Source organism: Streptomyces sp. NPDC004838 (assembly GCF_053600955.1).
In genome coordinates this window covers 242,447-269,350 of record NZ_JBSGAW010000008.1, presented here as the reverse complement: position 1 = coordinate 269,350, position 26,904 = coordinate 242,447, and the positions used below count along the sequence as shown (strand labels likewise).

Below are 26,904 nucleotides of genomic sequence, written 5' to 3'. Positions count from 1 at the left end.
GCGGTGCTGACGCCGGTTGGCGATGTTCAGCCAGACGGTCAGCTGGGTGTTGAAGTCGTCTGGTCCGGTGAAGGTCCGGCCGGGCAGGAATGACGCGCCCTGTGCAGGGCGCGCGGCCTTCCGCGTGTGCATCCGCGTATGCGTGCGTCCGCGTCCGACACATCCACGTAGCGGGCGTGGTGTGAGGGCGGATCAGTTGGACTTGATCACCACGGTGGAGCAGACCTTGTCCGCGAACGTCTGCTTCTTGGAGTCCCAGATCGGCCAGAGCCAGCCGATGTAGCAGGCCAGGTTGTCCAGGATGTGCGCCAGCTTGCGCACGAACGCCATGCCGAAGCCGAGCGGCTGGCCGTCACGCTCGCGCAGCAGCCGGATGCCCACGGCCTTCTTGCCGGGGGTCTGCCCGGTGGTGCCCTCCTGGTAGATGATCCAGAGGCCCACGCCGAGGGCGTAGGCCACGCCGAGGAGAAGGAAGATCATCTGTGCGTCCGTCCCGATGGCGGCGCCGACCGTGATCAGGATCAGATACGGGACCAGGACGATCAGCAGGTCGATGATGTAGCCACCGGCCCGAAGACCCCAGTGCGCGAGCGGGGGCATTCCGCCGCCGTAGCCCGCATGCGGCGGAACGTCGGCGCCGTAGGGCTGGACGGGCGGGGCCTGCGGGTAGCCGTAGCCGGGCTGCTGCCCCTGCTGGTCCTGCGGGTAGCCGTAGCCGGGCTGCTGCTGACCGCCCTGCTGCTGGCCGTAGGGATTGTTCGGATCGCCGAAGCTCATGGCGAGTTTCCTCCGTTGGGGAAGTGCGGGGACTGCGCGGCCCGAGCGGAGGAACGAACGTCAATCAGTTCAGCGGGCCGTCCCCCCAACACTGCCGCGGCACTGTGCGGTTCATCGTGGTAGTGACATGGACATTTTGTCCAGTCGGTATTCACATGCGTTGTGCAAGTGCAACCTCTGAATTCCGGCCAGACACGACGTCCGGCCGGAGGGCGGGGATCGAGCCGGGGGTCGGGATTGGTACCGGGACGGGTCCATCCGCGAGGATGGGACCATGACTGCCCAGATTCTCGATGGCAAGGCCACCGCAGCAGCGATCAAGTCGGATCTGGCCGCCCGGGTGGCGGCCCTCAAGGAGCAGGGTGTCGTCCCCGGTCTCGGCACCCTCCTCGTCGGCGACGACCCCGGCAGCCGCTGGTACGTCAACGGAAAGCACCGTGACTGCGCGCAGGTCGGCATCGCCTCGATCCAGCGCGAACTGCCCGACACCGCCACCCAGGAGGAGATCGAGGCGGTCGTACGGGAACTGAACGAGAACCCCGAGTGCACCGGCTACATCGTCCAACTGCCGCTCCCCAAGGGCATCGACGCCAACCGGATCCTGGAACTGATGGATCCGGCCAAGGACGCGGACGGGCTGCACCCGATGAGCCTCGGCCGGCTGGTGCTCGGCATCGAGGGGCCGCTGCCGTGCACCCCGTACGGCATCATCCAGCTCCTCCGCCACCACGACGTCGAGATCAACGGCGCGAACGTGGTCGTCGTGGGGCGCGGGATCACCATCGGGCGGCCGATGCCGCTGGTGCTGACGCGTAAGTCCGAGAACGCGACCGTGACGCAGTGCCACACGGGTACGCGCGATCTCTCGGCGCACCTGCGGCAGGCGGACATCATCGTCGCGGCGGCCGGCGTTCCGCATCTGATCAAGCCGGAGGATGTGAAGCCGGGCGCGGCGGTGCTCGACGTCGGTGTCAGCCGCGACGAGCACGGCAAGATCGTCGGCGATGTCCACCCCGGCGTGACCGAGGTCGCGGGCTGGGTGGCTCCCAACCCCGGCGGCGTCGGCCCGATGACCCGCGCGCAGTTGCTCGTGAACGTGGTGGAGGCTTCGGAGCGCGCGGCAGCCGCGCGCTGAGCACGGCGCGACAAGGAAGGCTGCGCCATGGACGTGCGTACGAATGAGGGCCCGGAGCCGGACGTGTCGTCCGGCGACGGCGGGGAGGACCGTACGACGAGGGCGAGGACGAGGGCGAGGGCGGGTGGCACCGACACGGACACCGACGCGGGCACGGAAACCCGCACGGACACCGACACGGGCGCGGAAACCCGCACGGGCGCCGACACCGACAGCGGTACCGGGGCGGATACCGGCACCGGGACGGACATCGGCACCGACGCCGGAGCAGCCGCCGGCCCGAGCGACGGCCCCGGCCCCGGCAAGGGGACCTCGCGTCGGCCGCCGTCGATGACCACCGACACCGCCCGGCCCGAGGGCGGCGGACGGGCCGCGCCCGGTGACGCGCCCGCTCCCGCGAGGCAGTGGCCGCTGCTCTGCGTGCTCGCCCTGGTCGGACTCGGTCTGGTGATCGTCGGAGCCGACCCGTTCGAAGACGCGTTCCGCGTCGGCGCTCTGCTTATCGGCATGGCCTTGGTCGCCGCCGCCGTGATGCGCCGGACGCTGCCGTCGGTCGGCATGCTGGCCGTGCGCTCGCGCTTCACGGACATGGTCACTTACGGAGTGCTGGGTGTCGCCATCACTCTTCTGGCCCTGATGGCGCAGCCCCAGGCATGGCTGGAGGTCCCGTTCCTGGAGGACGTGGTGCACTTCACCATCCGTGGCTAGGAGCAGCCGACGGAGGTCGCCGGGAACGGCCGCCAACAGCGGTTTGGGTACAAAGGACGGCGCCTGTCCCCTCCCCCGAGGAGGGACGGGCGCCGTCCTGATTCCAGGGTCAAGTACGCGTCCGCCCGCGTTCAAGGGACGGCTGTGCCCTGTGGCATGGAAGTGACCATTCCGGCACGGTGTGATCGTCGCGCGACGGATGGGAGACTGAGGAGTCAGTCGGGAGGGTGCACGGCATGGGGCGCTGTGACCATCTCAGGAAGCTCCCGTTCACGCCGTGGGCCGGAATTCTGTTCGGGGGACAAGGGGGGTAGTACATGCCTCGTTGGAAGGCACTGCCGGATGAGCTGGACCCAGATGTCCGGGAGTTCGCCGAGCAGTTGCGTCGGCTCGTTGACCAGAGCGGGCTGAGCATCCCCGAGATAGCCGATCGCACCGGGTACGGCAAGACGTCCTGGGAGCGCTATCTCGACGGGCGGATCTTCGCGCCCAAGGGCGCGATCACCGCCCTCGCGGAGGTGACCGACGCCCATACGGCCCACCTCATGGCGATGTGGGAGCTGGCCGAGCGCGCCTGGAACCTCGATGAGGCACGCCGTGACAGAACGATCGAGCACGGCCCCATGCACTTCACCGCCGGCGCGGGCTCCAGGGGCGCCGCGCCCGGCCGCGGTCACGGCGGCGATCGCGGCAGCAGCCACAGCAGTAGCCACGGCGGCGCTGACCCGGGTGACAAGGAGGACTCGGGCCTTCCGGGCCTTTCGGGTGATTCGGACCGTACGGGCGACGTGGACGACCGGGGCACAGGTACGGGCACGGCGGGTACGGGCGAGGGCGCGGGCACCGGCGAAGGCGCGGGCGGGAGTCCGGCCTCGCGGACGTCGAGCTGGAACGCGGTGCTGGGGGACTCCTCCCCGCTGGCCCCGCCCCCTGGCCCGTACCCGTATCCCGCGCCCGGCCGGGGAGCGCCCGGTGCACCGGGCGCTCAGGGGGGACCGGGAACACCGGCCGTACCTCGTACACAGGGCACCCCGGCCATACCGGGCGGCTCAGCCCTACCGGGCGGCTCGGGCGCGCCGGGAGCGACGGGCCCGGCGAGCGCGTCCGGCGGCGGCCGTCGTGCGGCCCGCTCCGGCTCGCCGACGGACCCGGGCAAGGGCACGGGCAGAGGCGGCCACGGCAGGAGCCAAGGCGGCACCGGGGGCCAGGGCGGTCACGGCAGCGGCAGCAGCGGCGGTGGCAGCGGCGGACCTGCGGACGGCAAACGCAAGATCATCATGTTCCTGGCGGGTGCCGTCGGCGCGCTCGTGGTGATAGCGGCGGCCGTCTTCCTGACCGACCTCGGCGGCGTGAGCGGGGACAAGACCGAGAACGTGGCGAAGACGCCGACGCCCAGCTCCGCGCCGACCACCAGCGCCCCCAGGAAGGTGCCGGCCACAGTGAAGTGCGTCGGCAAGGAGTGCCTGGGCCAGGACCCGGAGGCGATGGGCTGCGGCGGCGAGTTCGCCAAGACCGTGTCCCGCGCGACCGTCGGAAAGGCCCGTGTCGAGGTCCGCTTCAGCGAGGTCTGCCAGGCGGCCTGGGCCCGTATCACCGATGGGGGCCCCGGAGACGCCGTCCGGATAAGCGTGGGCGGCAAAGGCGTACAGAAGGGTCTCGTCAATGCGGAGAGCGACGCGTACACGCCGATGACCGCGTCGAAGAAGGGCACGGACGCGAAGGCGTGCGCGACGCTGACGACGGGGACGACCGGCTGCACCGCCGTGGAACAGTGAGCCACCCCTTGGAACAGTGAGCTACGCCTTGGAACAGTGAGCCGAAGACGGCCTCCGCCGGCTCCCGCGTCCTCCCCTGATCGTGAGTGATCGGCGGCGAACCGCGGTGACCGGCGGTGACCAGCGGTGAGACCTGCGACACCGCGCGCAACGAGGGGCCGACGGATGGCGGTGGGGCGGGTCGGATAGCCTGACCGCTGGATGTCTCTTCACATCAAGATTCGTGATGGCAGTTCATGGTCGCGATGGGTGAAAGTGGTGAGAAGGGGCGTCCCACACCAGGGGCAGGGCCCCCACCGCCAGCTGTCTTACGGAGATCGCCATGACCCGCACTCCCGTCAACGTCACCGTGACCGGCGCGGCCGGCCAGATCGGTTACGCGCTGCTGTTCCGCATCGCCTCCGGCCACCTCCTCGGCCCGGACGTTCCGGTCAAGCTGCGACTTCTTGAGATCACCCCCGCGCTGGGCGCCGCCCAGGGCACCGCGATGGAGCTGGACGACTGCGCGTTCCCGCTGCTGCGCGGCATCGACATCACGGACGACCCGAACGTCGCCTTCGACGGCGCGAACGTGGCCCTGCTCGTCGGCGCCCGCCCGCGTACGAAGGGCATGGAGCGCGGCGACCTGCTGGAGGCCAACGGCGGCATCTTCAAGCCGCAGGGCAAGGCCATCAACGACCACGCCGCTGACGACATCAAGGTCCTCGTCGTCGGCAACCCGGCCAACACCAACGCCCTGATCGCCCAGGCCGCCGCGCCGGACGTACCCGCCGAGCGCTTCACCGCGATGACGCGCCTGGACCACAACCGCGCGATCTCGCAGCTCGCCGCGAAGACCGGGGCCGCCGTCTCCGACATCAAGCGCCTGACGATCTGGGGCAACCACTCCGCCACCCAGTACCCCGACATCTTCCACGCGGAGATCGCCGGCAAGAACGCGGCCGAGGTCGTCAACGACGAGGCGTGGCTGGCCGGCACCTTCATCCCGACCGTCGCCAAGCGCGGCGCGGCGATCATCGAGGCGCGTGGCGCGTCCTCGGCGGCCTCCGCCGCGAACGCCGCGATCGACCACGTCCACACCTGGGTCAACGGCACCGCCGACGGCGACTGGACCTCCATGGGCATCCCGTCCGACGGTTCGTACGGCGTCCCGGAGGGCCTGATCTCCTCCTTCCCGGTGACCACGAAGGACGGCGTGTACGAGATCGTCCAGGGCCTGGACGTCAACGAGTTCTCGCGCACGCGCATCGACGCGTCGGTGCAGGAGCTGGCGGAGGAGCGCGACGCGGTTCGCGCGCTCGGCCTCATCTGAGCCGTAAGCCTCGCCTGATCCGTACGATCGCATTCGCATCGCATCGCATCGGACGGCCCGACTCGGTTGGGCCCGGCCGTCCGGTTCGGCCGTTCCGTGCGATCCGTAGGATCGAATCCGCCCCCGGCCGCCTCACGGCAGCCGGGGGCGGACCGCGTCCTGACACCGCGTCCTGACACCGGGCCCTGACCCCCGGCTCACGGCCCGAGTGTCACAGCCCGCGTGTCAGCACCCGGAGCGTCACGACCGGAGCGTCGTGACCGGGGCGTCAGGGCCTGAGTCCATGCGACAGTGCTCCCGGCCCGCTGCTCCGCCGGTCCAGCTTGGTGTCGTACGGAGCCAGCGGTTCCGCCGTCGAGGGATCGTCCCGTACGTCGTCGGGCGCGACGTCGGCCCAGTCCTGGATCCGCGCGGTGGCCAGCGCCTTGTCCCTCGCCTTGAGGTTCTTGATCTGGGCGTTGTGGTCGGTGCCCGGCGCGGTGAGGACATAGCTGTCCCGCGCGTCCTCGCCGAGCCGGAAGGGCTCGGCGCTCCAGGGGTCGTACTCACCGTTGACGAAGAGCATCCGCCGGGCGTGGCCGCGCACCCAGCGGTCGATGTCCTTCATCACGCCCGGCTTGAACGCCATGGGGATGTCTCGCGGTACGAAGTTGCGGGGCGCGGGGCGTTCGAAGCGGGTCAGCCCCTGGAGATGCGTCAGCGCGAGGGCGGGGGAGCCCAGTTCGGTGCCCGCCTGGTAGTAGTACGGGCTGTAGTCGGACAGACCCTTATCCGAAAGGGTGGTGAACTGAGCGATCCAGCCGACGGCGTCGTACAGCTCGTCATCGGTGGCCGTCGCCGCATCGGGAAGCCAGGTACAGCCCTCGTACGACCCGCTCTGCCAGTAGTTCCAGGCCAGTTCCCGTACCCCGACCTCCCATGCCTGCGCCACCGAGCCGAGCGTCTTGAACGACGCGCGGTTCGCGACGGCCCAGTCGGCGAGCCGCTTCTCCATCGGGACGCGGCGGACGAGGGCCTCGCGCTGGACCTGCTTGAGCCGGTCGCGGCACTCCTGGGTGCCGACCGTGGCGAAGAAGCGGTCGTAGGCGGAATCCTCGGCGTCGTTCACGTCGTTGGGCGAGGTGTAGGCGACGACTCCGTCCATGTCCTTGGGGTGGAAGCGCTCGTAGAAGGTGGCGGTCATCCCTCCCTTGGAACTGCCGGTCGAGATCCACTTCTCGGTGTAGATCTTCTTGAGCGCGGTGAACAACCGGTGCTGGTCGTCTGCGGCCTGATGGATGGTCATTTTCGACCAGTCCCCGGGTTCGGGTTTGGACTTGGAGAAGAACCGGTGCTCCAGCGACACCTCGTTGCCGTCGATGATCTGCGTCGGTTCCGTGCGGAGGGGATAGGTGTAGAGGCTGTAGCCGCTGGTGTGGAAGACCGTCGGCCGGCCGGTGTTCTTGTGCAGCAGCGTCAGCCGCTGTTCGAAGGTTCCCTTGCCCGGATCCCGGTGGTCGACGGGCTGTTTGTAGCCGAGTGTGAAGAAGCGGTAGCCCGGATAGGGCTTCTCATCGATCAGCCGCATTCCCGGTATCGCCAGGACGCGGTTCTTGATGTCGGTGGGATCGGCTTTCCGTGCCGTGCTCGTGCCCGGTGGGTCCGGCACCGGGCCGTGGACTCCCGTCGCTGTGGCGGTCGCCGTCGCCGTGCCCAGCAGCACGGCCAGCGTTAAGAATCCGGTGAGCGTCTTGCGCATGCTTGCTCCGTATCCGTGGGGGGTGCGATCGGCCCTCCGGGGTACGTCCCAGGGCGAGGCCCGACCGCCGGGCCGGACGCGTCCGCGGGGCGCTTCCGACCGACTGCACTGGTTGTTTCGAGCAACTTGCAGGCCATATTGTGCGCCTCCTCACGCGGCCGGTTGTCATCGGGTCCCCGGTCGGTGCCCCTCGCGCCGACAGCCGTCCTCCTCCACGGAATTCGCCCAGGTCGGAGCGGGGTGGAGCCGCCAGCGCCGGAATGTGCGGACCCTCATATTCCGGCCGCTGGCACCCCTCGCGTCATGCGCCACCCGGTGCGGGCCCGTGCACGCGATCCGGATGGCTAGGGCCTCTCGTTCGGATCTTGCCGGGCTCGCGTGCCCTGGCACCGCGCTCTCCACCCCGGCCTCCGCTCCGGGGAACCCCCACGCCGCGTTCCAGCCGAAGGCCGAGCGGTTGTCGTACAACGCGAACGTCGCGATCAATATCAGAGGTGGCGTAGTCACGAATTTCGGCGCGAACGCCAGCTGCCTGTCGAGCACGCTGAACCCCGGTTTTCGCCGGGGCTGTTACGGGCCGACCGTGCACGTGGGCCCGAGCGCCTATCTTGGGGCTCATGGTGATCTGTGGATGAACGGCCTGCCCGGCTCCACCGTCAACGCCCTCGCAACCACCTAGTCACTACCAGTGACGAGCTGCGGACCTCCGCCTTGCGCCGCACCGCACCGGACGCCGCGGGCCCACGGCAAACCTTTCCCGCCACAGCATCAGCCTACGGTGAGACTGCCGCTGGCCAGCGACCTGTGAATGTACGGGGGCCAGTCGGCGTTCAGTTGCCCCGCGAAGGCATCGCGCACGGCCTGGCGTTCTTCGACGGTGAGGGTCTCGGACGTGCCGTCGGGGTAGTACACGCGGGCTACGCGGGCGGTGTCGACCAGATGCCGGTAGGCACGCCGGTTGATCGTCAGGTACAGCAACAGGAGGGGCTGCTCGGGAATGTCGGCCAGGGCCCGTTCCCAGTCGATGCCCAGGGACGCCCAGGACAGGTCCTTCTCCCATTCCAGCCAGCGGGTGATGTCCGTGAAGAAGACGACCTCCTGGTCCGGGTGCTCGTTCGCGTACTCCTGCGTCCAGGCCAGGACGTCCAGCACGTGGCCGGGCAGCGAGTCCAGGGTCTTCCCGGCTATCAGGGGCGGAGCGATGACGACCGCGGCCTCGGCCTGCGGCTCGTCGCGGGAGTCCTCGGGCCAGGGCAGGGCGTAGACGAGCCAGTGCTTCGGGTGGCACAGGGCGTTGACGATCTCGGCATCTTGCATGCGCTCGGCCTCCTCGGTGAGTCCGGGGACTCTAGCCCAACACCCCGGCGTACCGGGCCCGTTCGGCGGACACGGCGGACGCCCTTCCGAGGCGGAGGCTCGGTCGGCGGAAGTGATCCGAACGAACCGGCCTAACCCATGGAGATCGTGCGCAGTGGCTCGCCGGTTCCGGGGCGGAGGTCGATGAGGTGGACCTGGGTTTCCTCCTCCTCGCCGGTGACCAGACGTATCCGGTCGGGCCCCTCCCATGACGCCTCGGCCAGCGAGTCGCCCCCGGCGTCACCGTTGAAGTAGCCCACCTGCCAGCGGCGTTTGGTGAGCCCGGAACCCTCGTCCACGTACACCCACCACAGCGGGTCGATCAGTGCCGCGCCCTCCTCCACGACGAGTCGCCGGTCGGAGCGGCCGGGCGCGGCTTCGTCCGTCGTCACCTCCTGTCCGGAAGCGCTGAAGAGGGCGAGCGGCACCGCGAGGAAGGCGACGAGTCCGGCTGTGACGGCCGACAGGGCCCGGACGACGGTGTTCCGAAGCCCGATGAACACGGCGGCCGTCAAAGCCGCCACGACCAACAGGCCGAACAGCAGCGGATGATGGAGGAGTTGGGCCACCACGAGCAGTCCGCCCGACCGGCTGGACCACCAGCCCACCGCCTCGGCCGCCACCAGAACCCCCGCGACCGCCACAAGCCCCCACGCGAGCCGCCGACGCCGCTGGATCGTCATCTCCGCCATGCCCGAGCCCCCTGCCCTGTACCGAGGGGCGGCGCCCCTCTGCGGAGAACCATATTCAGAACGTCCGCAACTGCCCGCCCGTCTCAAGGCTCGCGCCCGGCCCTGGAGGGATGATCCACAGGCGTACGGTTCCGTCGCTGCCTGCGGTGGCGAGGAGGCTGCCGTCGGGGGAGAAAGCGACCCCGTCGACCTGATCGGTGTGGCCGGTGAGGGGTTCTCGGATCGGCTGTCCTGTGGTGGGGTTCCATAGGCGCACTGTTCCGTCGATGCCTGCGGTGGCGAGGAGTTCGCCAATTGGGGAGAAGGCGACTCTTGTGACAGGACCGGTGTGGCCGGTGAGGGGTTCTCGGATCGGTTGGCCGGTGGTGGGGTTCCATAGTCGTACGGTTCCGTCGTCACCGGCGGTGGCGAGGAGGCTGCCGTCGGGGGAGAAGGCGATCCCGTTGACCTCTTCGGTGTGGCCGGTGAGGGGTGCTCGGATCGGCTGGCCGGTGGTGGGGTTCCATAGGCGTACGGTTCCGTCGTCACCGGCGGCGGCGAGGAGGCTGCCGTCGGGGGAGAAAGCGATCCCGTTGACCTCTTCGGTGTGGCCGACGAGGGGGACTCCGACCGGTTCGACGCTGGTGGGGTTCCACAGGCGTACGGTCGCATCGCCGTTAGTGCTGGCGAGGAGCAGGCTGTTCGGTGAGAACGCCACCGAGATGACTGCGTCGCTGTGACCGATGGACAGGTTTCCGGTCGGTTGGCCGGTGGTGGGGTTCCATAGGCGTACGGTTTCGTCGTGACTGACGGTGGCGAGGAGTTCGCCATTGGGGGAGAAGGCGACTTCTGTGACAGGACCGGTGTGGCCGGTGAGGGGTTCTCCGGTCGGTTGACCGGTGGTGGGGTTGAACAGGCGGACCGTTCCGTCTTTACCTGCGGTGGCGAGGAATCGACCGTCAGGGGAGAACGCCACCCCGTATGCCGCGCCTGATGGGTCGATGAGAGGCAGGGCGACGGCACGACCCTTTTTCAATGCGCTGAAGAAGGCTTGCGTGCCGTGGTTGGTGGGCGGTGCCGTCGACACGTTCGTCTTACGGTGCAAACGCACTGTTCCGTCTTCACCCGTGGTGGCGAGGAGTTGGCCGTCAGGGGAAAAGGCGACGCCTAAAACCGGGCCGATGTGTCCGATGAGGGGGTCTCCGACGGGCTGTCCCGTGTGGGGGCTCCATAGCCGCACTGTCGCGTCGTAACCGGTGGTGGCGAGGAGGCTGCCGTCCGGAGAGAAAGCCATCCCGGAGACCGGTTCGGTATGGCCGACGAGGGGGGCTCCGACCGGTTCGAGGTTGGTGGGGTTCCACAGGCGTATGGTCAGGTCGCGGCTGGCGGTGGCGAGGAGGCTGCTGTCGGGGGAGAAGGCGACCGAGAGGACTGGGAGGCCGTAATAGGAGAGGGCTCTTTCGGCCAGTTGGCCGGTGGTGGCGTTCCACAGGCGCACTGTTCCGTCGTGACCGGTGGCGGCGATGAGACTGCCGTCGGGGGAGAAGGCGACCCCTGTGACCGGGCCGTCGAAGTCGCTGGACAGAACTCCGGCTCGTTCGCCGGTGGTGGTGTTCCATAGACGCACTATTCCGTCGTCACCGGTAGCGGCGATGAATCGGCCGTCGTGGGAGAAGGCGACCCCTGTGAGCGGGCCGAAGTGGCTGGTGAGAGGCTCTCCGATGGGCTGTCCTGTGGTGGGGTTCCATAGGCGGACTGTTCCGTCGAGGCTGGCGGTGGCGATGAGTTGGCCGTCGGGGGAGAAAGCGACCCCGTCGACCTGATCGGTGTGGCCGGTGAGAGGCTCTCCGATTGGCTGTCCTGTGGTGGGGTTCCATAGGCGGACGGTTCGGTCGAGGCCGGTGCTGGCGATGAGCCGGCCATCTGGGGGGAACGCCACCCCTGAGACCCGACCGCTGTGACCGAAGAGCATGCTGGTGGGCGCGTAGGCCACAACGGCCGGAGAGGGCACCCGCGGCGGGAGAGAGGACGGCGGCGGCGCGGACGGGGTCGGTGCGGGCGGTGTCTCCGCTCGAACAGTCCCGTGTGGCACGGGCGTTGGAAAGGCTGTGGCGGCCCGTGTATCAGGCTGACGTTTCCTGGTCGCCTTCAGGTTCTCCAGTTCCGTCCAGCGGTCCCGCCAGGCCGTCGTCTCTGGCGCGTTGCGGTCCAGGGCCTGCGCCTGGCCGTCCTCGTCGTGGGAGAGGAGTGTCCGGACCAGGGCCATCAGGAAGTCCAGCCTCGGCAGTCGCTTCCCGCTGAACACCTCGCTCTGTGCCGACACCGACAGGTTCCATGACATACGGTCCGCACGGCGTTGGATGTCGTACATCGACGGCTTTCCCCGCGCGATCCGCAGTCGGCGCAGATCGGCGGCGAACACCGCCAGCTCTTCCTCGAACGTGCCCGCCGACCGCGGTTTCTTGGTGCTGTCGGCAGCGTCTTCCCCTGTCACGCGTATCCCCCCGGAGCCGTATGTGCGGACCAGGCTAGAACGCGGAGACCGGACAGCGCCGAACTTCCACGAACTTTCCGGGACGGGGGCGAACCACGGCGAATGTTCGGGGAACTTCCGTTCCGAATGGCCGCGTTCAACGCTGATCGACTCTGGCGCGGTTCCGTTCGTGGGCCTAGGGCCGGACCCCTCGCCGGGAGTCGAATGGACGGCATGACGACCGATCAGCAGAACCCCGCCCCCGGCCCTTCGACGCCGGTGATTCCGCCCCAGCCCGATCCCGCCCCCTTCGTGAGCGTGCACACCGCCCTCGTCCTGCTGGCCGCAGCCTTCATCGGCCTGATCGTGGGAGGGCTGACCTTTCTGAGCGGCGGCCCCGTCGCGGGCGCGGTCCTCGCCGGACTGACGGGCGCGGGGGCCGGCGTTCCCGTACTGCGCGGCTTGATCCACTGAGCCGGGCCGGACGTATGGCGCGTGGGCAGCGGAGAGCCCCGCCGCGTTCCGCCCCGGAGGAGCGAGGGGGTGGCGGGGCTCAGCTGTACGGGGTCAGACGGGGGAGTCCGTGGCGTACCGGATCAGGCTGGCCCAGGCGTCGGGGGAGACCAGCAGGGTGGGACCGCTCGGCACCTTGCTGTCCCGGACGGGGACTATGCCGTGCGCTTCCGCGTAATGTTGTGCCCACTCGACGCAGTTAGCCCCCCCGTTACCGCTGTACGACGACTTGACCCACTCCACGCCGGAGAGGGCTAGGGAGCTGCTCATTCTGGTAGTGCCTCCATTACGGATTGGATGAACACCGCCGATTCACTCGGCGAGAGGGCGCATGCCCTGAGCAGATCGTATGCCCGCTTGCGTGTCGTGACGCTGTGCTGTTCTTCAAGCAGAGTGCCAGTGGAGATACCTTCTTCCCAGGCCACCTGCGATCCGTTGTCCAGAGTCAGGATGGACAGCGACCCACCCATCAAGGCGTACCCCCCGTGCTTGAAGGGGATGATCTGCAGCGTTGAAGTGGACGTATGGGTCAGGGACGCGAGGTGGGCAAGCTGGGCTCGCATTACATGCGGGCCACCGAGCGCGCGTCGGATCACACCCTCGTCGATAACGATGGAGTGATCGGGCGGATTGTCGGTACGCAGCAGGGCCTGCCTGCTTATGCGGGCAGTCACCAGGTCCTCGATCTCTTCTGGCGTCGCCCTGGGGTCGTACATCTCGAACAACGCACGCGCGTAGTCCTCGGTCTGCACCAGCCCCGGTACCAGTTGACCGCTGAACTCCTCAATGAGCTGCGACTGTGCCTCCAGTTCCATCCGACGCCGGAACTGGTCCGGGTGGATCTCCTTCCGCGCCAGCCCGTACAGCTTCTCGAAGAGCTGGTCCGTCCCGAACGCCGCGTCCAGCTTCAACGGCAGGTCCGGCGGGATCATGGCCTCCGCCGTCTCGAAGCGGGCAAGGGAACTCTTGCTGTACTTGAGGACATCGGCGAGCCGCTCCAGGCTCATGCCCTCTGCCGTGCGTAACCGGCGCATCTCGGAGCCGAACAAATCCCGAGCTGATCGATCGGGTGTCAAATCGCGCGAACGTGCGACCACTTCGTTCTCCCTGTTCTCCCTGGAGACGAGCCGGGACATGAACCCCTGCCGAGCGTACGCCCGGATCCGCAACCATATTGCCGAACAAGGAATTTGACGATGCGGAGAGGTACGGCAAGGGAAAATGACCGACCGGAAAAGCGCACCCGACCCGGCCGAGGGCGGCATTGACGAACTGGTCGCTCTGTTACGCGGCGGAGGGTTCTGGCGGCTCGCGCCGGAGTGGGTTCCCCGTGGGGGATATGCGGCTCCGACTCCCGAGGTCCTGTGGGCCGTCGAAGAAGGACTGCGGAGGAACAACACATGAGTGATTCCGAGGGATCCGCGCGGGAGCACCCGTACGAGCCCGAGCCGGGGGACGTGGTCCTGGACGCGGCCACGCGCAGAGTGGGGCGGGTCATGGACCGGGTCGGAGCGCGAGTGCAGATCAGGCCGCTCAACGGCGGACGGGAATGGGACGCGCGGCCCGAAGACGTCAGCCCGGCCGCGCAGTCGGACGCCATGCGCGAGGCGGTGTCCCAGGCGAACGCCCAGACCCGGCAGGGCGAGGTGACGCGGGCATGGTGAACCAGGAAGTTCCCCGGCGTATCTGCGCGGCGACCGCGACGCTGCCGCTGCCGGCGTTGGTGCTCGTCCTGGACATCGCTCCGGACGAACCCGTACATCCGATGCACGTCATCACCGGACTGCGTTGCCGTCTGGAATTCCATGCGAGCGGTTCGCATTTCGACCTCGTGCGCGAACTGGAGGACGCGTCCGGGGGCGAAGTATGGGCCCGCTGGGATGACGGTTCCGAACCGGATTACGTCGCCATTCTGCCGGATTGCCCGGCCATCGATGCGGAATCCGGTCCGGCGGCGGACGCCTGCACGCTCTTCGCGGGGCATTTCGGCGGGCATTGCTTCGAGTTCTCGGATCCGGAGTACGACTCGGTCCGTACCAGTCCCGCATACGACCAACTCAAGGCGGAGATCGACGACCGACTCCGTAGTCCGTGAACCGTTTCCCCCGAGGGGAGGCGAAGGGAAGAGAGACGAGGGCGCGCGGGCGCTTCGCGGTGCCTGGAGCCGGAAGGGCGGGGCCGGGCACCGCGATCGTGCGCGCCGTCAGCCGCCGGTGATCGAGAAGCCGAGGACGACGCCCGCCGAAACGCTGATCTTGCCGGGGGTCAGATCGCCGTCACCCCCGGCTCCGCCCCCGCTGCTGTGGCTGCGGTAGCTGTTCTGCATCTGGTCGGAGTCCACGTCCTTGATGTGGATGACCGGACCGAGCCGGATACCGGCGGACTCCGCGTACAGCGCCGCCTTCTCCCGCGCGGCGGCCACCGCGGCCGTGCGTGCCCGCGCGCGCAGCTCCTTCTTCGTGCTCACGTCGAACTCGACACCGTCGACCTGGTTCGCCCCGGCTTCGACCACGTCCACGAGCACGGTCTCCAGAATGTCCAGCTCGCGCAGCTCGATCACGAACGAGGCGGTGCACTCGTAACCGAGGAACTTGCGCTCATTGCCGAAGGTCCACGAGGACTTCAGGTTCAGCCGGGACGTCGACACGGCGGTGTCGGGTACCCCGTGGCCGCGCAGCACTTCCCGGATGTGGTTGACCCCGCCTCGGGTGACCTCGAACGCCTCGCCCGGCTTCTGCCGGGTCTGCGTTATCGCCACACGGAGCCGGGCCAGGTCCGGCGAGGCGTCCACGCTCGCCGCGCCGAACACGGACACGCCCCAGGGGGCGTTGATGGATTGAGTACCGTTCATGCCGCACATCCAAACAGGTGAGCGACCTGCGGGGTGGGGTACCGCGCATGCCCCTGGCGGTGCTGAGCTGCATTCGGGCGCTCGGGCACCCGGGAGTTCGGGCGTTCGGGCTGCGGCGGACGGCTGCCGCGGTCACTCCGTGGACCGTCGTCCCCGTCGTCCCTCGTGGTGGACGGCCCAGGCAGGGGTGCCGGATTACCCGGGATGCGTACGCCGCTGGGAGTACCCGGTCACGGCAACCCTGAGAGAACCCTGAGACACCCCCCAGCTTTCCCCGACATGTGTCAGGTTTTTTTGACGGGTGTCGGCCGCGGACGCGATCGTAGGGAGGTCCGATACGAGCGAAGGGATCGGCATGACGCGGAGTCCGGTCCCCTCGGGAGACGAGTTGCTGAAGATCCTCTCGGCCCTCGGCAATCCGCACCGCATGCGGATCGTCGCGGCCCTTGCGGAAGGACGCAACTACGTCAGCGCACTGGCCCGGGACATCGGCATGGGTCGCCCCCTGCTGCACATGCACCTGCAGCGACTGGAGGCGGCCGGGCTGATCACCGGGACGCTGGAGCTGTCGGAGAGCGGCAAGGCGATGAAGTTCTACGAGCTGACGTCGTTCTCGTACGCCCTGACCCCCCAGGTCGTCGCGACGGCCGCGCAGACACTCACCGAGGAAGAGAAGAAGCCGACAGTGAAGGAGCACGCGAAATGAACGGCGGAGACTGGGCTGGAGCCGTCGGCGCCGGCGGCGTCTTCCTCTTGCTGATCGTGGTCGTCTGGCAGATCGCCGCGACCTGGCGGGCCAGGATGCTGACCTCGCGCGAAGAGCAGTACAAGCAGATGGCGCTCAAGTACCAGCAACTCCTCGAGGACAACGTCGAGATGCAGCGGCGCTCCATCGAGGAGCAGACGCTGACCAGGACGTCGGTCGCCTCGATGGAGAAGATGATGCGCGAGATCGAGTAACCGCCTGTTCGGCACAGGATTCGGCGTACGGCCGGGAGCGGCAACTCCCGGCCGTACGGACGAGAAGCAAGACCCGCACCGCCTCAATCCCTTTTCGGCCTCGCAGAAACTCACCTCTCACCAGAAGGAGACCACCCATGCCCGCTTGGATCAAGCGGCTCTCCACCACGCCCGGCGGGCGCCGCTCCAAATGGCTCGTCCTGGCCGCCTGGCTGATCGTCGCCGTGGCGCTCGGCCCGCTGGCCGGAAAGCTCGGTGAGGTCGAGGAGAGCGGACCCAACGCCTTCCTGCCGCGCGGCGCGGAATCCGCGCAGGTCAACACGGAGCTGGAGAAGTTCCGTACCGACGAACTGACCGCAGCGGTCGTCGTCTATACCGGCGGTGACCGTACGGATCGCGAGCAGCGGGCCGCCGCCGACCGCACCGCCTTCGCCGAGTTCGTCGCCAAGGGCGAGCAGGTCGCCGCACCCGTCCCGGCAGAGGACGGTGAGGCTCTGATGACCGTCATCCCGATGGACGGCGGCGACGGCCTCACCGACGAGATCGACGAGCTGCGCGATGTCGTGGACGCCAACGCCCCGCCCGGCGTGGACGTCGCCGTCGGCGGACCGGCCGCCTCCCTCACCGACTCGGTCGCCGTCTTCGACTCCCTCGACTCCACCCTCATGATCGCCACGGGCCTCGTCGTCGCGGTGCTGCTGCTCATCACGTACCGCAGCCCGATCCTGTGGCTCTTCCCGCTGATCGCCGTCGGCTTCGCCGCGGTCCTCACTCAGGTCACCACCTATCTGCTCGCCATGCACGCCGGCCTGCCGGTGGATCCGCAGAGCGCGGGTGTGCTGATGGTCCTGGTCTTCGGTGTCGGCACCGACTACGCGCTGCTGCTGATCGCCCGCTACCGTGAGGAACTCCACGCCCAGGAGGACCGCCACGCCGCCATGCGCACCGCGCTGCGCCGCTCCGGTCCCGCGATCCTCGCCTCCGCCGGCACCATCGCCGTGGGCCTGGCCTGTCTGGCCTTCGCCGACATCAACTCCTCGCGTTCGCTCGGACTCGTCGGTGCGGTGGGTGTCGTCTGCTCCTTGCTGGCGATGCTCACTGTGCTGCCCGCCCTGCTGGTGATCGTCGGCCGCTGGGTGTTCTGGCCCTTCGTGCCACGCTTCGGTACGCGCGCCCGTAGGACGACGACCGTGTGGTCCCGCATCGGTGCGACCGTGGCCAAGCGCCCCCGCTGGTCCTGGATGATGTCCGTCGCCGTCACCGGGGTGCTCGCGCTCAGCGCGTTCGGCATCAACATGGGACTCACCCAGTCCGAGATGTTCCAGGACAAACCCGAGTCGGTCGTGGCTCAGGAACGGATCTCCGCGCACTACCCCTCCGGTTCCTCCGACCCGGCGCAGATCGTCACCGCGGCCGACCGCGCGGCCGAGGTGAAGGCCGCCGCCGAGCAGACACCCGGAGTGGCACGCGTCGAGGACGGACATCGCACCCCGGACGGTGAACTGGTCACCCTCTCCGTGGTGTTGGAGGGCACACCGGACAGCGAAGCCGCCAAGTCGACCATCGACGCGCTGCGCACCTCGGTGCACTCCGTCGACGGAGCCGACGCACTGGTCGGCGGCACCACCGCGCAGACCCTGGACACCCAGAGGACGGCCGACAGCGACCTGAAGACGGTGATCCCGATCGTGCTCCTGGTCGTCCTGGCCGTGCTCGTCTGGCTGTTGCGCTCGCTCGTGGCACCGGTGCTGCTCCTGGCCACGGTCGTGCTGTCGTTCTTCGCCGCACTCGGCGCGTCGAACCTGCTGTTCGAGCACGTCCTGGGCTTCGCCGGCGTCGACTGGTCGATCCCGCTGATGGGCTTCGTGTTCCTGGTGGCCCTCGGCATCGACTACAACATCTTCCTCATGCACCGCGTGAAGGAGGAGGTCGGCCGTCTCGGCCATGCCCGCGGTGTCCTGGAGGGCCTGACCAGTACGGGCGGGGTCATCACCTCGGCCGGCGTCGTACTCGCGGCGACGTTCGCGGTCTTCGCCGTACTGCCCCTGGTGACCATGGCCCAGATGGGCGTGATCGTCGGCATCGGCGTCCTGCTCGACACCTTCCTCGTACGCACGGTCCTGGTCCCCGCGCTCGCGCTGGACCTCGGGCGCCGGCTCTGGTGGCCGGGCAGGTTGTTCCGCACCCTCGGCAGTCGCCCGACGACGGTGCCCGCGCCGCGCGAGGCGGTGCGCGAGACCGAACACCGCTGATATCGGCGCCTGTTCGCGGCGGGGCGCATCCCTTCCCGGGAGCGCCTCGCCGCGTCGTGGTCCGAGGAGCAGCCGACGTACCGCCGACGGACGTACCGCCGGCGATCGAATCCGGGGTCAGTCGGCAGGCTTCTCCCAGACCGAGACGTGCTGACGGCTCTCGCTCGTGAAGGGCTCCCGCGTCCATCCGTCCCACCGCTCGCGCAGCCGCAGGCCGGCGAGCTGAGCCATCAGGTCGAGTTCCGACGGCCATACGTACCGGAAGGGAATCGATCGGTACTTGCCGCGGCCGTCGACGACCTCGATGTAGTTCGAACTCGTCGCCTGGGTGGCCACGTCGTAGACGTCGAAGGCCCATCGCGTCGGGCTCACGTGGAAGGGCACGACGTTCTGCCCGGCCGGGAGCCTGCGCAGTTCGGGGACCAGGACCTCGATGACGAAGCGCCCTCCGGGCTCCAGATGAGCCGCCGCGTTCCGGAAACAGGCCACCTGTTCCTCTTGCGTCGTCAGATTCATGATCGTGTTGAAGAGCAGGTAGACGACGGAGAACGTCCCGTCCACCCTGGTCGTGGCGAAGTCGCCGATCGTGACGCCGATCGCGTCACCGCCCGGCTTGGCGCGCAGCCGGGCGACCATCGCCTGTGACAGGTCGATGCCGTGGACCGGGACTCCGCGCTGTGCCAGCGGCAGCGCGATGCGCCCTGTCCCGATGCCCAGCTCAAGGGCCCGGCCGCTGTGGGCCTGGTGGGTCCGGCCGCCGTCGCCGACGGCGTCACCGTGAGCCGTACGGGCCTCGCCGACGGCGTCACCGTCGGCCAGGTCGGCCAGGCCCGCCAGAAAGTCGACCGTCGCGTCGATGACGTCCGGATCGAACATGTCCCCTGACGACTCGTCGTAGGCCGCCGCGACACGTTCCGGGAAGTAACCGTCCTGATCGTCCATCGTCCGACCGTACTGAGGGAGCCCCGCGCGGCGCGCGCGAGTTTTCTGCGGTCGTCCAGCACGCTCCCGACGGCTGTGGGCGGCCAGACCGTTCGTACCGGACCGTCGTGGGGGTCGGGCGATTCGATGGGATTCATCTCGCTCTCGCATGATTCCGGTGTGCGACCTGTACGCCCCCGGCTCGCACGACCATCCTGTGCGCCCTGCCCGTGCGCCCCTCCGCCCCCTCTGTTCTCATCGATCCCTGCGATCCCGTGAGACTCCTTTCACCTCAGGTTTAGCGGTTCTCGCTGCCTGATCCGGCACCGGCGGGCTCTGACCTGCATCGGGGCAAGTTCCCTTGGTCGTAGGAGGCATGAGAAAACCACCGGATAGGTCCATACCTATTGACGCACTGGTCTAGTCCTCTTAATGTCTGCGTCACCTCTGCGGATCCGGCCCCGGGCTTACGCACACCCGGTGTCAACGCGCCCACCCCCCATGCAAGTCGTGCGAGGCAGAACCCCCTGCGTCCCCGGTGGGCGCGGGCCCCCCACTTGGAGGATCCGAACGTGCTGTCCCCCAAAAGAACGAGATTGATGCTGTTCGCAGCCGGCGCCGCCGCCGTCGGCGGACTGCTGGCCGGGACGCTCACGTCAGGTGTGTCGCAGGCCGCCTCGCAGGAGGCATGTCGTCCTGACGGGCTCTACACGACGCCCGGCGTCGAGGTGCCGTACTGCTCGGTGTACGACGCCGACGGACGCGAGAAGATGGGCGCGGACCACCAGCGCCGTATCATCGGCTACTTCGCCAACTGGCGCACCGGCAAGGACGGCAGGCCCGCCTACCTCGCCAACAACATTCCGTGGGACAAGATCACCCACATCAACTACGCCTTCGCCGGCATCGACAGCTCCAACAAGATCACGGTTGGTGCCGACGGCGCGGACAACGCCAACACCGGGATGACCTTCCCGGGCGTGCCGGGCGCCGAGATGGACCCGTCGCTGCCGTACAAAGGTCACTTCAACCTCTTCACGAAGTTCAAGAAGCAGCACCCCAACGTGAAGACGATGATCTCCGTGGGCGGCTGGGCCGACAGCGGCGGCTTCTACACGATGGCCAACAACGCCGACGGCTCGGTCAACCAGGCGGGCATCAACACCTTCGCCGACTCGACCGTCGAGTTCATCAAGAAGTACGGCTTCAACGGCGTCGACATCGACTACGAGTACCCCACGTCGATGAAGGACGCGGGCAACCCGAAGGACTGGCAGGTCGGCAACGCCCGGCGCGCCGGTCTCGTCAACGGTTACGCGGCGCTGATGAAGACCCTGCGCGAGAAGCTGGACCGTGCGAGCGCGGCCGACGGCAAGCACTACCTGCTGACCGTGGCCGCCCCCTCCTCCGGCTATCTGCTGCGCGGCATGGAGACGTTCCAGGTCCAGAAGTACCTGGACTACGTCAACATCATGTCGTACGACCTGCACGGCACCTGGAACGAGCACGTCGGTCCCAACGCCGCTCTCTACGACGACGGCAAGGACTCCGAGCTGGCCGCCGCGGGCATCTACAACCTGTCCCAGTACGGCGGAATCGGTTACCTCAACACCGACTGGGCCTACCACTACTTCCGCGGCTCGATGCCGGCCGGCCGTATCAACATCGGTCTGCCGTACTACACGCGCGGCTGGAAGAACGTCCAGGGCGGCACGGACGGACTGTGGGGCAAGTCGGTCGCCACGACCTGCCCGCCCGGCTCGGGTCTGACCAAGTGCGGTGACGGCGCCGTCGGCGTCGACAACGTCTGGCACGACAAGGACTCCACCGGCAAGGAAGAGCCGGCGGGCTTCAACCCGATGTGGCACGCCAAGAACCTTGAGAAGGGTGTCGTCGGCGACTACATCACCAAGTTCGGTCTGCCCGCCGACACCAAGCTCACCGGCACCTACGCCCGCAAGTACGACTCGACGCTCGTCGCGCCGTGGCTGTGGAACGCGGAGAAGAAGGTCTTCCTCTCCACCGAGGACGAGGTATCGGTCGGCGCGAAGGCCGACTACGTGGTGAACAAGGGTCTCGGCGGCACCATGGTCTGGGAGTTCGCGGGCGACTACACGTGGAACGCGGCGAAGGGCCAGTACGAGCCCGGCGACGACCTGACCACGGTGATGTACAACAAGTTCAAGGCCGCCTCCGCGTACGGTGCCAAGAAGGCCAACGTCGCGATGCCGACCGAGGCCGTCAAGGTCGACGTCGACTTCGGCGGGTTCAAGCTGGGTGACAACAACTACCCGCTGACCCCGAAGGTGAAGATCACCAACAACACCGCCACGGCGCTGCCCGGCGGCACGGAGTTCCAGTTCGACCTCTCCACCTCCGCGCCGTCCAACGCCCGTGACTCGTCGGGCTTCAACTCGACCCTGGTCAGCAGCGACCACACCGGCAGCAATGTCGGCGGTCTGAAGGGCGACTTCCACCGGTACTCGCTGAAGGTTCCCGCGTGGCAGTCGCTGGCCCCCGGCGCGTCCATGGAGCTGGACTTCACGTACTACCTGCCGGTCTCGACCCCGTCCAACTGGACGGTGACCATCTCCGGCAAGAAGTACGGCATCGCCAGTGACCTGACGCGCGGTGTGACGATCGTGGAGCCGGGCGGCAACACCAGCAGCGGCACGACCACCACGACCACCACCGGTTCGAACGGCACCAACGGGACGAACGGCACCACCGGGACGACGGGCGGCACCTGCACCACGCCGCCGTGGAGCGCGGTCACCGAGTACCCGAGTGGCACCACCGTGTCCCACAAGGGCAAGAACTGGAAGTCGAAGTGGTGGACGAAGGGCGAGGAGCCCGGCACCACCGGCGAGTGGGGCGTCTGGCAGGACCTCGGTCCCTGCTGATCCGGCCTCGGTTCGCCGAGTGCGGGTGAGCACCGGTGACTGCTACCGGTACGAGTAGACCGGTACCGGTAGCAGCACCCACAGCACCCACAGCACGACCCATGACAGCCCGGCGGCACAGTCCCTGACCCTGTGCCGCCGGGTTTTCCCTGTCTTGGAGTTCCGGCTCGTACGTCAGCGCGGTGCGAACTGGCCCGGTGTGTAGTGGCCGGGCACCAGCCGCGCGCTCACGGAGAGGCGATTCCAGGCGTTGATGACGGTGATCGAGGCGATGAGCTGCGCCAGCTCGGCGTCCTCGTACTCCTTCGCCGCGCGCTCGTACACCTCGTCCGGCACGAATCCGTCCGTGATGACCGTGATCGCCTCGGTCAGCTCGATCGCCGCGATCTCCTTCGCGGTGTAGAAGTGGCGGGACTCCTCCCACGCGCTGAGCTGGATGATCCGCTCGATGGACTCGCCCGCCGCGAGGGCGTCCTTGGTGTGCATATCGAGGCAGTACGCGCAGTGGTTGAGCTGCGAGGCGCGGATCTTGACCAGTTCGAGGGTCACCGGATCGACGCCCTGACGGGCCGCCTTGTCCAACTGGCGCATGGCCTTGAACACATCGGGGGCCAGCCTCGCCCAGGGGAGGCGAGGGGAGTGCTCCGGGAGGCGAGCCGGGGTGTCCTGCCGGGCCCCGGTCGAGGGGGTCGCGGTTGACTGGGCTGCGGTCGTTTCGTCTGTGGTCTTTCCGTCAGCGGTCATACGGTCGAACCTAGTCCGCCGTGTCCGTCGTGCGTACGGAACCGGTCAGGGCCCGGCGTCCGGTCCGGTGGTGCGGTTCTCGGCCGGGCTGCCCGCCGGGTTGCCGGTCGGCTCCGTGGTCGGATCGTCGGTCGGTTCGCTGGTCGGGCTACCGTCCGGGCTGCCCGCCGAACCGTCGGTCGGCTCCGAGGCCGTGCCGTCGCCGGCGCTGCCACGCCCCTTCGCCGCAGCCGCGTCGGTGGGCGGTTCGCCGAACCTCGCCAGCGTCAGGGCCCCCGCCACCGCGATCGCGAACCCCGTGACCGCCAGCCACTCCAGCCCGCCGCGCGTGCGGTCTCCCAGCCACACCACCCCCACCAGCGCCGGGCCGATCGTCTCGCCGATCACCAGGCCCGCGGTCGCCACCGTCACCGACCCTCGCTGCAACGCCGAGGTCAGCAGGAGGAACGCCGCGCCCCCGCCGAGCAGCAGCGCGTACAGCGCCGGGTTGCCGAACAGCGCCGGCACGGCGAGCGAGTCGATCAGGCGTACCGAGACCTCCACCACGCCGAATCCCGCACCCGCGCCGAGGCCGAGGACCAGGGCGCGGGACCTGTCCGGGAGGCGGCCCGCGAGCGCGCCGATCAGCAGTACGGCGAGGGCGACGCCCAGCATGGACCAGCGCAGCGCGGACGAGCCCGTACGGGAGCCCTCCGTGCCGGATGCGAACCCCAGCATCGCCAGTCCGGCGCAGACCACCGCCACCGCGCCCCACTCCGGACCGCTCAGCCGGACATGGAGGAGGCGGGAGGCGACCACGGCCGTGACCGCGAGGCTGGCGGCGAGGGCCGCGCCCACCGCGTAGATGGGGATGGAGCGGAGCGCGACGATCTGGAGGACGAATCCGAGTCCGTCGAGGGCGAGCCCGGCGAGATAGCGCCACTGGCGCAGGGCGCGGAGCAGGAGCGCCGCGTCCACGCCGGAGCCGGTGCCGGGTTCGGCCGCACGGGCCGCGATGGCCTGGAGGACGGAGGCGGTGCCGTAGCAGACCGCGGAAGCGAGCGCGCAGATCATCCCAAAGATCACAAAATGACTGTAGATCAGATCGTTTGGCGGACCGGTCGGCCAAACGCCCTGGGGTGACTACTGATCTGTCGCACGATTCACGCGATGCGACCGCGTCGCTTCTCGGGTGTGGGTTTTCGGGTGCGAGGACGCGGTCGTCACCGGCCCTGATCCGAGGCCGGTCACCGGCACTGAGACCGGTGACGACCCGTACGGCCCTGGCTGACGGGAAGGAGGCCCCGCCGGCGGGGCACCCACCGGCGGGGGCCCACCGACGGGGGCCGGCCCTGCCGCCCGACTTCCGACGGCGACCGGGCCGTGCTCCGCACGAGGGCCGAGGATCGACGAAGGCGAGGCAGCGGAGGCGGGCATCCGGGGGCCCCGCGCCTCCCGGCGAGGTTGGGCCGTTCCTCGTGGGTCAGTCCCTGATGTAGTCGCGCAGTCGGCCGGGCTTCAGGCCCGCCGCGTCGGCCGCCGCCAGGACGCGGGTGAGATCGTCCGCGAGGCTCGGGGTGAAGTGCAGCAGGATGATGTCGCCGGACTTCAGCTGCGGTACGGGGGGCGGTGTCGCGCCCCAGGTCGTCTGGTCGTGCGTCCAGGTCACCACGGCCTTGGAACCGCAGGCGCGGGCGGCCGTGCGGGTCCGCTCGTCCCACGTCCCGAAGGGCGGGCGGGTCAGCCGGGGCTCGACGCCGAAGGTGGACAGGTGCCGCTGACGGGCCCCGCACAGCTCGGCGCGCTGTCCCGCGGCGTCGAGCGTCGTGAGGTCGGGGTGCGAGACCGAGTGGTTCTCGATCCGGGAAGGGCCGTGGTCGAGCAGCTTGCGGTAGTACGCGGCATCGTACGAATAGGCGTCCGGCAGCACGAAGAGGGACGCGGGCACCTGGCGGTCCAGCAGGATCTTCGCGGCGGCGGGATCGTGGTACCAGCCGTCGTCGATGGTGATGAAGACGACCGGATCCGCCGTCTCCACATGCGACACCACCGGCGCGGGCGGCGGCCATGCGGCGGCGGTGGTGCTCGTGCTGCTTGCCGTGTTCGCGTGCGCGGGAACGGTCAGGCCCAGCAGGGCGAGAAGAGGTACGAGGACGGCGAGTGCTGCTCGAGGTCTCGGCATGGCCCGCATCATTGGTCCAGACCATGTGTGGTGTCAATGGCGCGTTTGGATAGGGCAGTTGGGGGCGGGGCCGCCCGTTCGGCGAACGGGCTTCGCCGCGCTCTCCGCCCTCGGACGGCCAACGGGCCGCTCAGAGACCGGTGAGCCCAGTGAGGCTGGTGAGCCCGGTGAGGCCGACGCGTGTGGTGGGCGTGACGGGTGTCGTCTTTCGGCCTGTGGAGTGGGGGCGACGGTCATGATGGGCTCCCCGCCGACGCCCGACGCCCGACGCCCGCAGGCCGGGGCGTCCGGGAACGGACACCCCGGCCTGCTCGGCGACCGAGGCCCGGTGAGCGGGTGCGGGTGCGGGTGAGCGGGCTGAGGGCGGTGCGGGGGCGCCCCGGCAGCCGGTGCCCGGTGCCCGGAGGGAGCGTGCCGCGCCGTCAGCCCGACGACAGGACCGACCGGAGCTGGTCGAGCCCCCAGTCGAGGTCCTCCTTGGTGATCACCAGCGGCGGGGCGATACGGATCGTCGAACCGTGGGTGTCCTTGACCAGCACACCCCGGTCCATCAGCGTCTCGGAGATCTCCCGGCCGGTGCCGCGCGACGGCGCGATGTCCACGCCCGCCCAGAGTCCGCGCCCGCGCACCGCCTCCACCGCGCCGCCGCCCGTGAGCAGGCCCAGCTCACGGTGGAGATGGTCGCCCAGCTCGGTCGCGCGCTGCTGGTACTCGCCGGTCCTGAGCATCGCGATCACCTCCAGGGCCACCGCACAGGCCAGCGGGTTGCCGCCGAACGTCGATCCGTGCTCGCCGGGACGGTAGACGCCGAGCACCTCACTGGAGGAGACGACCGCCGACACCGGCACGACACCGCCGCCCAGGGCCTTGCCCAGGACGTACATGTCCGGGACGACGCCCTCGTGCTCGCAGGCGAACGTCTTCCCCGTACGGCCGAGGCCCGACTGGATCTCGTCCGCGATGAACAGCACGTTCCGCTCGCGGGTGAGCCGGCGGACGCCCGGAAGATAGCCCTGCGGCGGCACCAGCACCCCGGCCTCGCCCTGGATCGGCTCCAGCAGCACGGCCACGGTGTTCTCCGTCAGCGCGGCCTCCATCGCGGTGAGGTCCCCGTACGGAACGATCTCGAAGCCCGGCGTGTAGGGGCCGAAGTCCGCGCGCGCCTCCGGATCGGTCGAGAAGCTGATCACCGTGGTCGTACGGCCGTGGAAGTTGTTCGCCGCGACGACGATCTTCGCCATGTTGTCCGGGACGCCCTTGACCCGGTAGCCCCACTTGCGGGCGGTCTTCACGGCGGTCTCCACCGCTTCCGCCCCGGTGTTCATCGGCAGCACCATCTCCATGCCGCACAGCTCGGCCAGCCGGCCGCAGAAGTCGGCGAAGCGGTCGTGGTGGAAGGCGCGCGAGGTGAGCGTGACCCGGTCCAGCTGGGCCTTGGCGGCGTCGATCAGACGACGGTTCCCATGGCCGAAATTGAGCGCCGAGTAACCGGCGAGCATGTCGAGATAGCGGCGGCCCTCGATGTCGGTCATCCACGCGCCCTCGGCCGAGGAAACGACGACGGGGAGCGGGTGATAGTTGTGTGCGCTGTGCGCCTCGGCGGTGGCGATAGCGCTCTCCGATGCAGACACGGGATCTCCGTTCACGTAGAGAC

At 68.9% G+C, this 26,904-nt stretch carries 23 protein-coding genes and 1 pseudogene; 11 read left to right on the top strand and 13 right to left on the bottom strand.

Annotated elements, in window-relative coordinates; genetic code table 11:
• Positions 1–192: 192 nt before the first annotated feature.
• The gene (locus ACWEFL_RS12470; RefSeq protein ID WP_451710818.1) at positions 193–777 is read right to left on the bottom strand and encodes an RDD family protein; all 585 of its coding nucleotides are present in this window, start codon (positions 775–777) and stop codon (positions 193–195) included.
• A 274-nt stretch (positions 778–1,051) separates the two neighbouring features.
• On the opposite strand from ACWEFL_RS12470, the gene ACWEFL_RS12465 reads away from it, so the two are divergent.
• From ACWEFL_RS12465 to ACWEFL_RS12450, 4 genes are all read left to right on the top strand, one after another.
• Positions 1,052–1,912, top strand: coding sequence for a bifunctional methylenetetrahydrofolate dehydrogenase/methenyltetrahydrofolate cyclohydrolase (locus ACWEFL_RS12465; protein WP_451710816.1), 861 nt, complete (start codon positions 1,052–1,054; stop codon positions 1,910–1,912).
• 27 nt (positions 1,913–1,939) lie between these two features.
• On the top strand, positions 1,940–2,620 hold the full coding sequence (locus ACWEFL_RS12460; RefSeq protein ID WP_451710814.1) for a DUF3017 domain-containing protein: 681 nt from the start codon (positions 1,940–1,942) through the stop codon (positions 2,618–2,620).
• Positions 2,621–2,937: 317 nt separating this feature from the next.
• Complete coding sequence (locus tag ACWEFL_RS12455) at positions 2,938–4,395, top strand: helix-turn-helix domain-containing protein (protein WP_451710812.1); 1,458 nt, start codon at positions 2,938–2,940, stop codon at positions 4,393–4,395.
• 322 nt (positions 4,396–4,717) lie between these two features.
• A complete protein-coding gene (locus ACWEFL_RS12450) occupies positions 4,718–5,707 on the top strand; it encodes a malate dehydrogenase (RefSeq protein WP_451710811.1) in 990 nt (329 codons plus the stop codon).
• 268 nt (positions 5,708–5,975) lie between these two features.
• Here ACWEFL_RS12450 and ACWEFL_RS12445 read toward each other — a convergent pair whose 3' ends face one another.
• From ACWEFL_RS12445 to ACWEFL_RS12430, 4 genes are all read right to left on the bottom strand, one after another.
• A complete protein-coding gene (locus ACWEFL_RS12445) occupies positions 5,976–7,445 on the bottom strand; it encodes a S28 family serine protease (protein ID WP_451710809.1) in 1,470 nt (489 codons plus the stop codon).
• Positions 7,446–8,213: 768 nt separating this feature from the next.
• A complete protein-coding gene (locus ACWEFL_RS12440) occupies positions 8,214–8,762 on the bottom strand; it encodes a hypothetical protein (protein WP_451710808.1) in 549 nt (182 codons plus the stop codon).
• A gap of 131 nt (positions 8,763–8,893) precedes the next feature.
• A complete protein-coding gene (locus ACWEFL_RS12435) occupies positions 8,894–9,493 on the bottom strand; it encodes a hypothetical protein (RefSeq protein ID WP_451710806.1) in 600 nt (199 codons plus the stop codon).
• A 55-nt stretch (positions 9,494–9,548) separates the two neighbouring features.
• On the bottom strand, positions 9,549–11,966 hold the full coding sequence (locus ACWEFL_RS12430; protein ID WP_451710804.1) for a WD40 repeat domain-containing protein: 2,418 nt from the start codon (positions 11,964–11,966) through the stop codon (positions 9,549–9,551).
• A 213-nt stretch (positions 11,967–12,179) separates the two neighbouring features.
• Here ACWEFL_RS12430 and ACWEFL_RS12425 point away from each other — a divergent pair, with 213 nt between their 5' ends.
• The gene (locus ACWEFL_RS12425) at positions 12,180–12,419 is read left to right on the top strand and encodes a hypothetical protein (RefSeq protein WP_451710802.1); all 240 of its coding nucleotides are present in this window, start codon (positions 12,180–12,182) and stop codon (positions 12,417–12,419) included.
• Positions 12,420–12,512: 93 nt separating this feature from the next.
• On the opposite strand, the gene ACWEFL_RS12420 is transcribed toward ACWEFL_RS12425, so the two are convergent.
• Together ACWEFL_RS12420 and ACWEFL_RS12415 are read right to left on the bottom strand one after the other, a co-directional pair.
• Positions 12,513–12,728 (bottom strand): DUF397 domain-containing protein, encoded by a 216-nt coding sequence (locus ACWEFL_RS12420; protein WP_451710800.1) that lies wholly within the window; start codon positions 12,726–12,728, stop codon positions 12,513–12,515.
• A complete protein-coding gene (locus ACWEFL_RS12415; RefSeq protein WP_451710798.1) occupies positions 12,725–13,555 on the bottom strand; it encodes a helix-turn-helix domain-containing protein in 831 nt (276 codons plus the stop codon). Before ACWEFL_RS12415 ends, ACWEFL_RS12420 begins: the two co-directional genes overlap by 4 nt.
• Before the next feature lie 303 nt (positions 13,556–13,858).
• On the opposite strand from ACWEFL_RS12415, the gene ACWEFL_RS12410 reads away from it, so the two are divergent.
• Positions 13,859–14,122, top strand: coding sequence for a hypothetical protein (locus ACWEFL_RS12410; RefSeq protein ID WP_451710796.1), 264 nt, complete (start codon positions 13,859–13,861; stop codon positions 14,120–14,122).
• The gene (locus tag ACWEFL_RS12405) at positions 14,116–14,553 is read left to right on the top strand and encodes a hypothetical protein (RefSeq protein WP_451710794.1); all 438 of its coding nucleotides are present in this window, start codon (positions 14,116–14,118) and stop codon (positions 14,551–14,553) included. The genes ACWEFL_RS12410 and ACWEFL_RS12405 overlap by 7 nt, the downstream gene beginning before the upstream one ends.
• A 108-nt stretch (positions 14,554–14,661) precedes the next feature.
• Here the strand turns inward: ACWEFL_RS12405 and ACWEFL_RS12400 are convergent, their stop codons facing one another.
• Positions 14,662–15,309 (bottom strand): SIMPL domain-containing protein, encoded by a 648-nt coding sequence (locus ACWEFL_RS12400; RefSeq protein WP_451710793.1) that lies wholly within the window; start codon positions 15,307–15,309, stop codon positions 14,662–14,664.
• Positions 15,310–15,664: 355 nt separating this feature from the next.
• On the opposite strand from ACWEFL_RS12400, the gene ACWEFL_RS12395 reads away from it, so the two are divergent.
• From ACWEFL_RS12395 to ACWEFL_RS12385, 3 genes are all read left to right on the top strand, one after another.
• Positions 15,665–16,015 carry an ArsR/SmtB family transcription factor gene (locus ACWEFL_RS12395; RefSeq protein WP_451710791.1) on the top strand — a complete coding sequence of 117 codons (351 nt, stop codon included), beginning with the start codon at positions 15,665–15,667 and terminating at the stop codon, positions 16,013–16,015.
• Positions 16,012–16,269, top strand: a complete 258-nt coding sequence (locus ACWEFL_RS12390; protein WP_451710789.1) for a hypothetical protein — start codon at positions 16,012–16,014, stop codon at positions 16,267–16,269. Before ACWEFL_RS12395 ends, ACWEFL_RS12390 begins: the two co-directional genes overlap by 4 nt.
• A 137-nt stretch (positions 16,270–16,406) precedes the next feature.
• Complete coding sequence (locus tag ACWEFL_RS12385) at positions 16,407–18,521, top strand: MMPL family transporter (protein ID WP_451710787.1); 2,115 nt, start codon at positions 16,407–16,409, stop codon at positions 18,519–18,521.
• A gap of 117 nt (positions 18,522–18,638) precedes the next feature.
• On the opposite strand, the gene ACWEFL_RS12380 is transcribed toward ACWEFL_RS12385, so the two are convergent.
• Complete coding sequence (locus tag ACWEFL_RS12380) at positions 18,639–19,463, bottom strand: class I SAM-dependent DNA methyltransferase (protein ID WP_451710786.1); 825 nt, start codon at positions 19,461–19,463, stop codon at positions 18,639–18,641.
• Between the two features lie 578 nt (positions 19,464–20,041).
• On the opposite strand from ACWEFL_RS12380, the gene ACWEFL_RS12375 reads away from it, so the two are divergent.
• Entirely contained in the window at positions 20,042–22,345 is a 2,304-nt protein-coding gene (locus tag ACWEFL_RS12375) for a chitinase C-terminal domain-containing protein (RefSeq protein ID WP_451710784.1), read from the top strand.
• 174 nt (positions 22,346–22,519) lie between these two features.
• Here ACWEFL_RS12375 and ACWEFL_RS12370 read toward each other — a convergent pair whose 3' ends face one another.
• The 4 genes and pseudogenes from ACWEFL_RS12370 to rocD all read right to left on the bottom strand — a co-directional run bounded on the left by ACWEFL_RS12370 (position 22,520) and on the right by rocD (position 26,881).
• Positions 22,520–23,089 carry a carboxymuconolactone decarboxylase family protein gene (locus ACWEFL_RS12370; protein WP_451710782.1) on the bottom strand — a complete coding sequence of 190 codons (570 nt, stop codon included), beginning with the start codon at positions 23,087–23,089 and terminating at the stop codon, positions 22,520–22,522.
• A 228-nt stretch (positions 23,090–23,317) separates the two neighbouring features.
• Positions 23,318–24,142, bottom strand: a pseudogene (locus ACWEFL_RS12365) (hypothetical protein); the annotation flags it as partial.
• 409 nt (positions 24,143–24,551) lie between these two features.
• On the bottom strand, positions 24,552–25,250 hold the full coding sequence (locus tag ACWEFL_RS12360) for a polysaccharide deacetylase family protein (protein WP_451710780.1): 699 nt from the start codon (positions 25,248–25,250) through the stop codon (positions 24,552–24,554).
• A gap of 422 nt (positions 25,251–25,672) precedes the next feature.
• On the bottom strand, positions 25,673–26,881 hold the full coding sequence (gene rocD, locus ACWEFL_RS12355) for an ornithine--oxo-acid transaminase (protein ID WP_451710779.1): 1,209 nt from the start codon (positions 26,879–26,881) through the stop codon (positions 25,673–25,675).
• Positions 26,882–26,904: the final 23 nt, after the last annotated feature.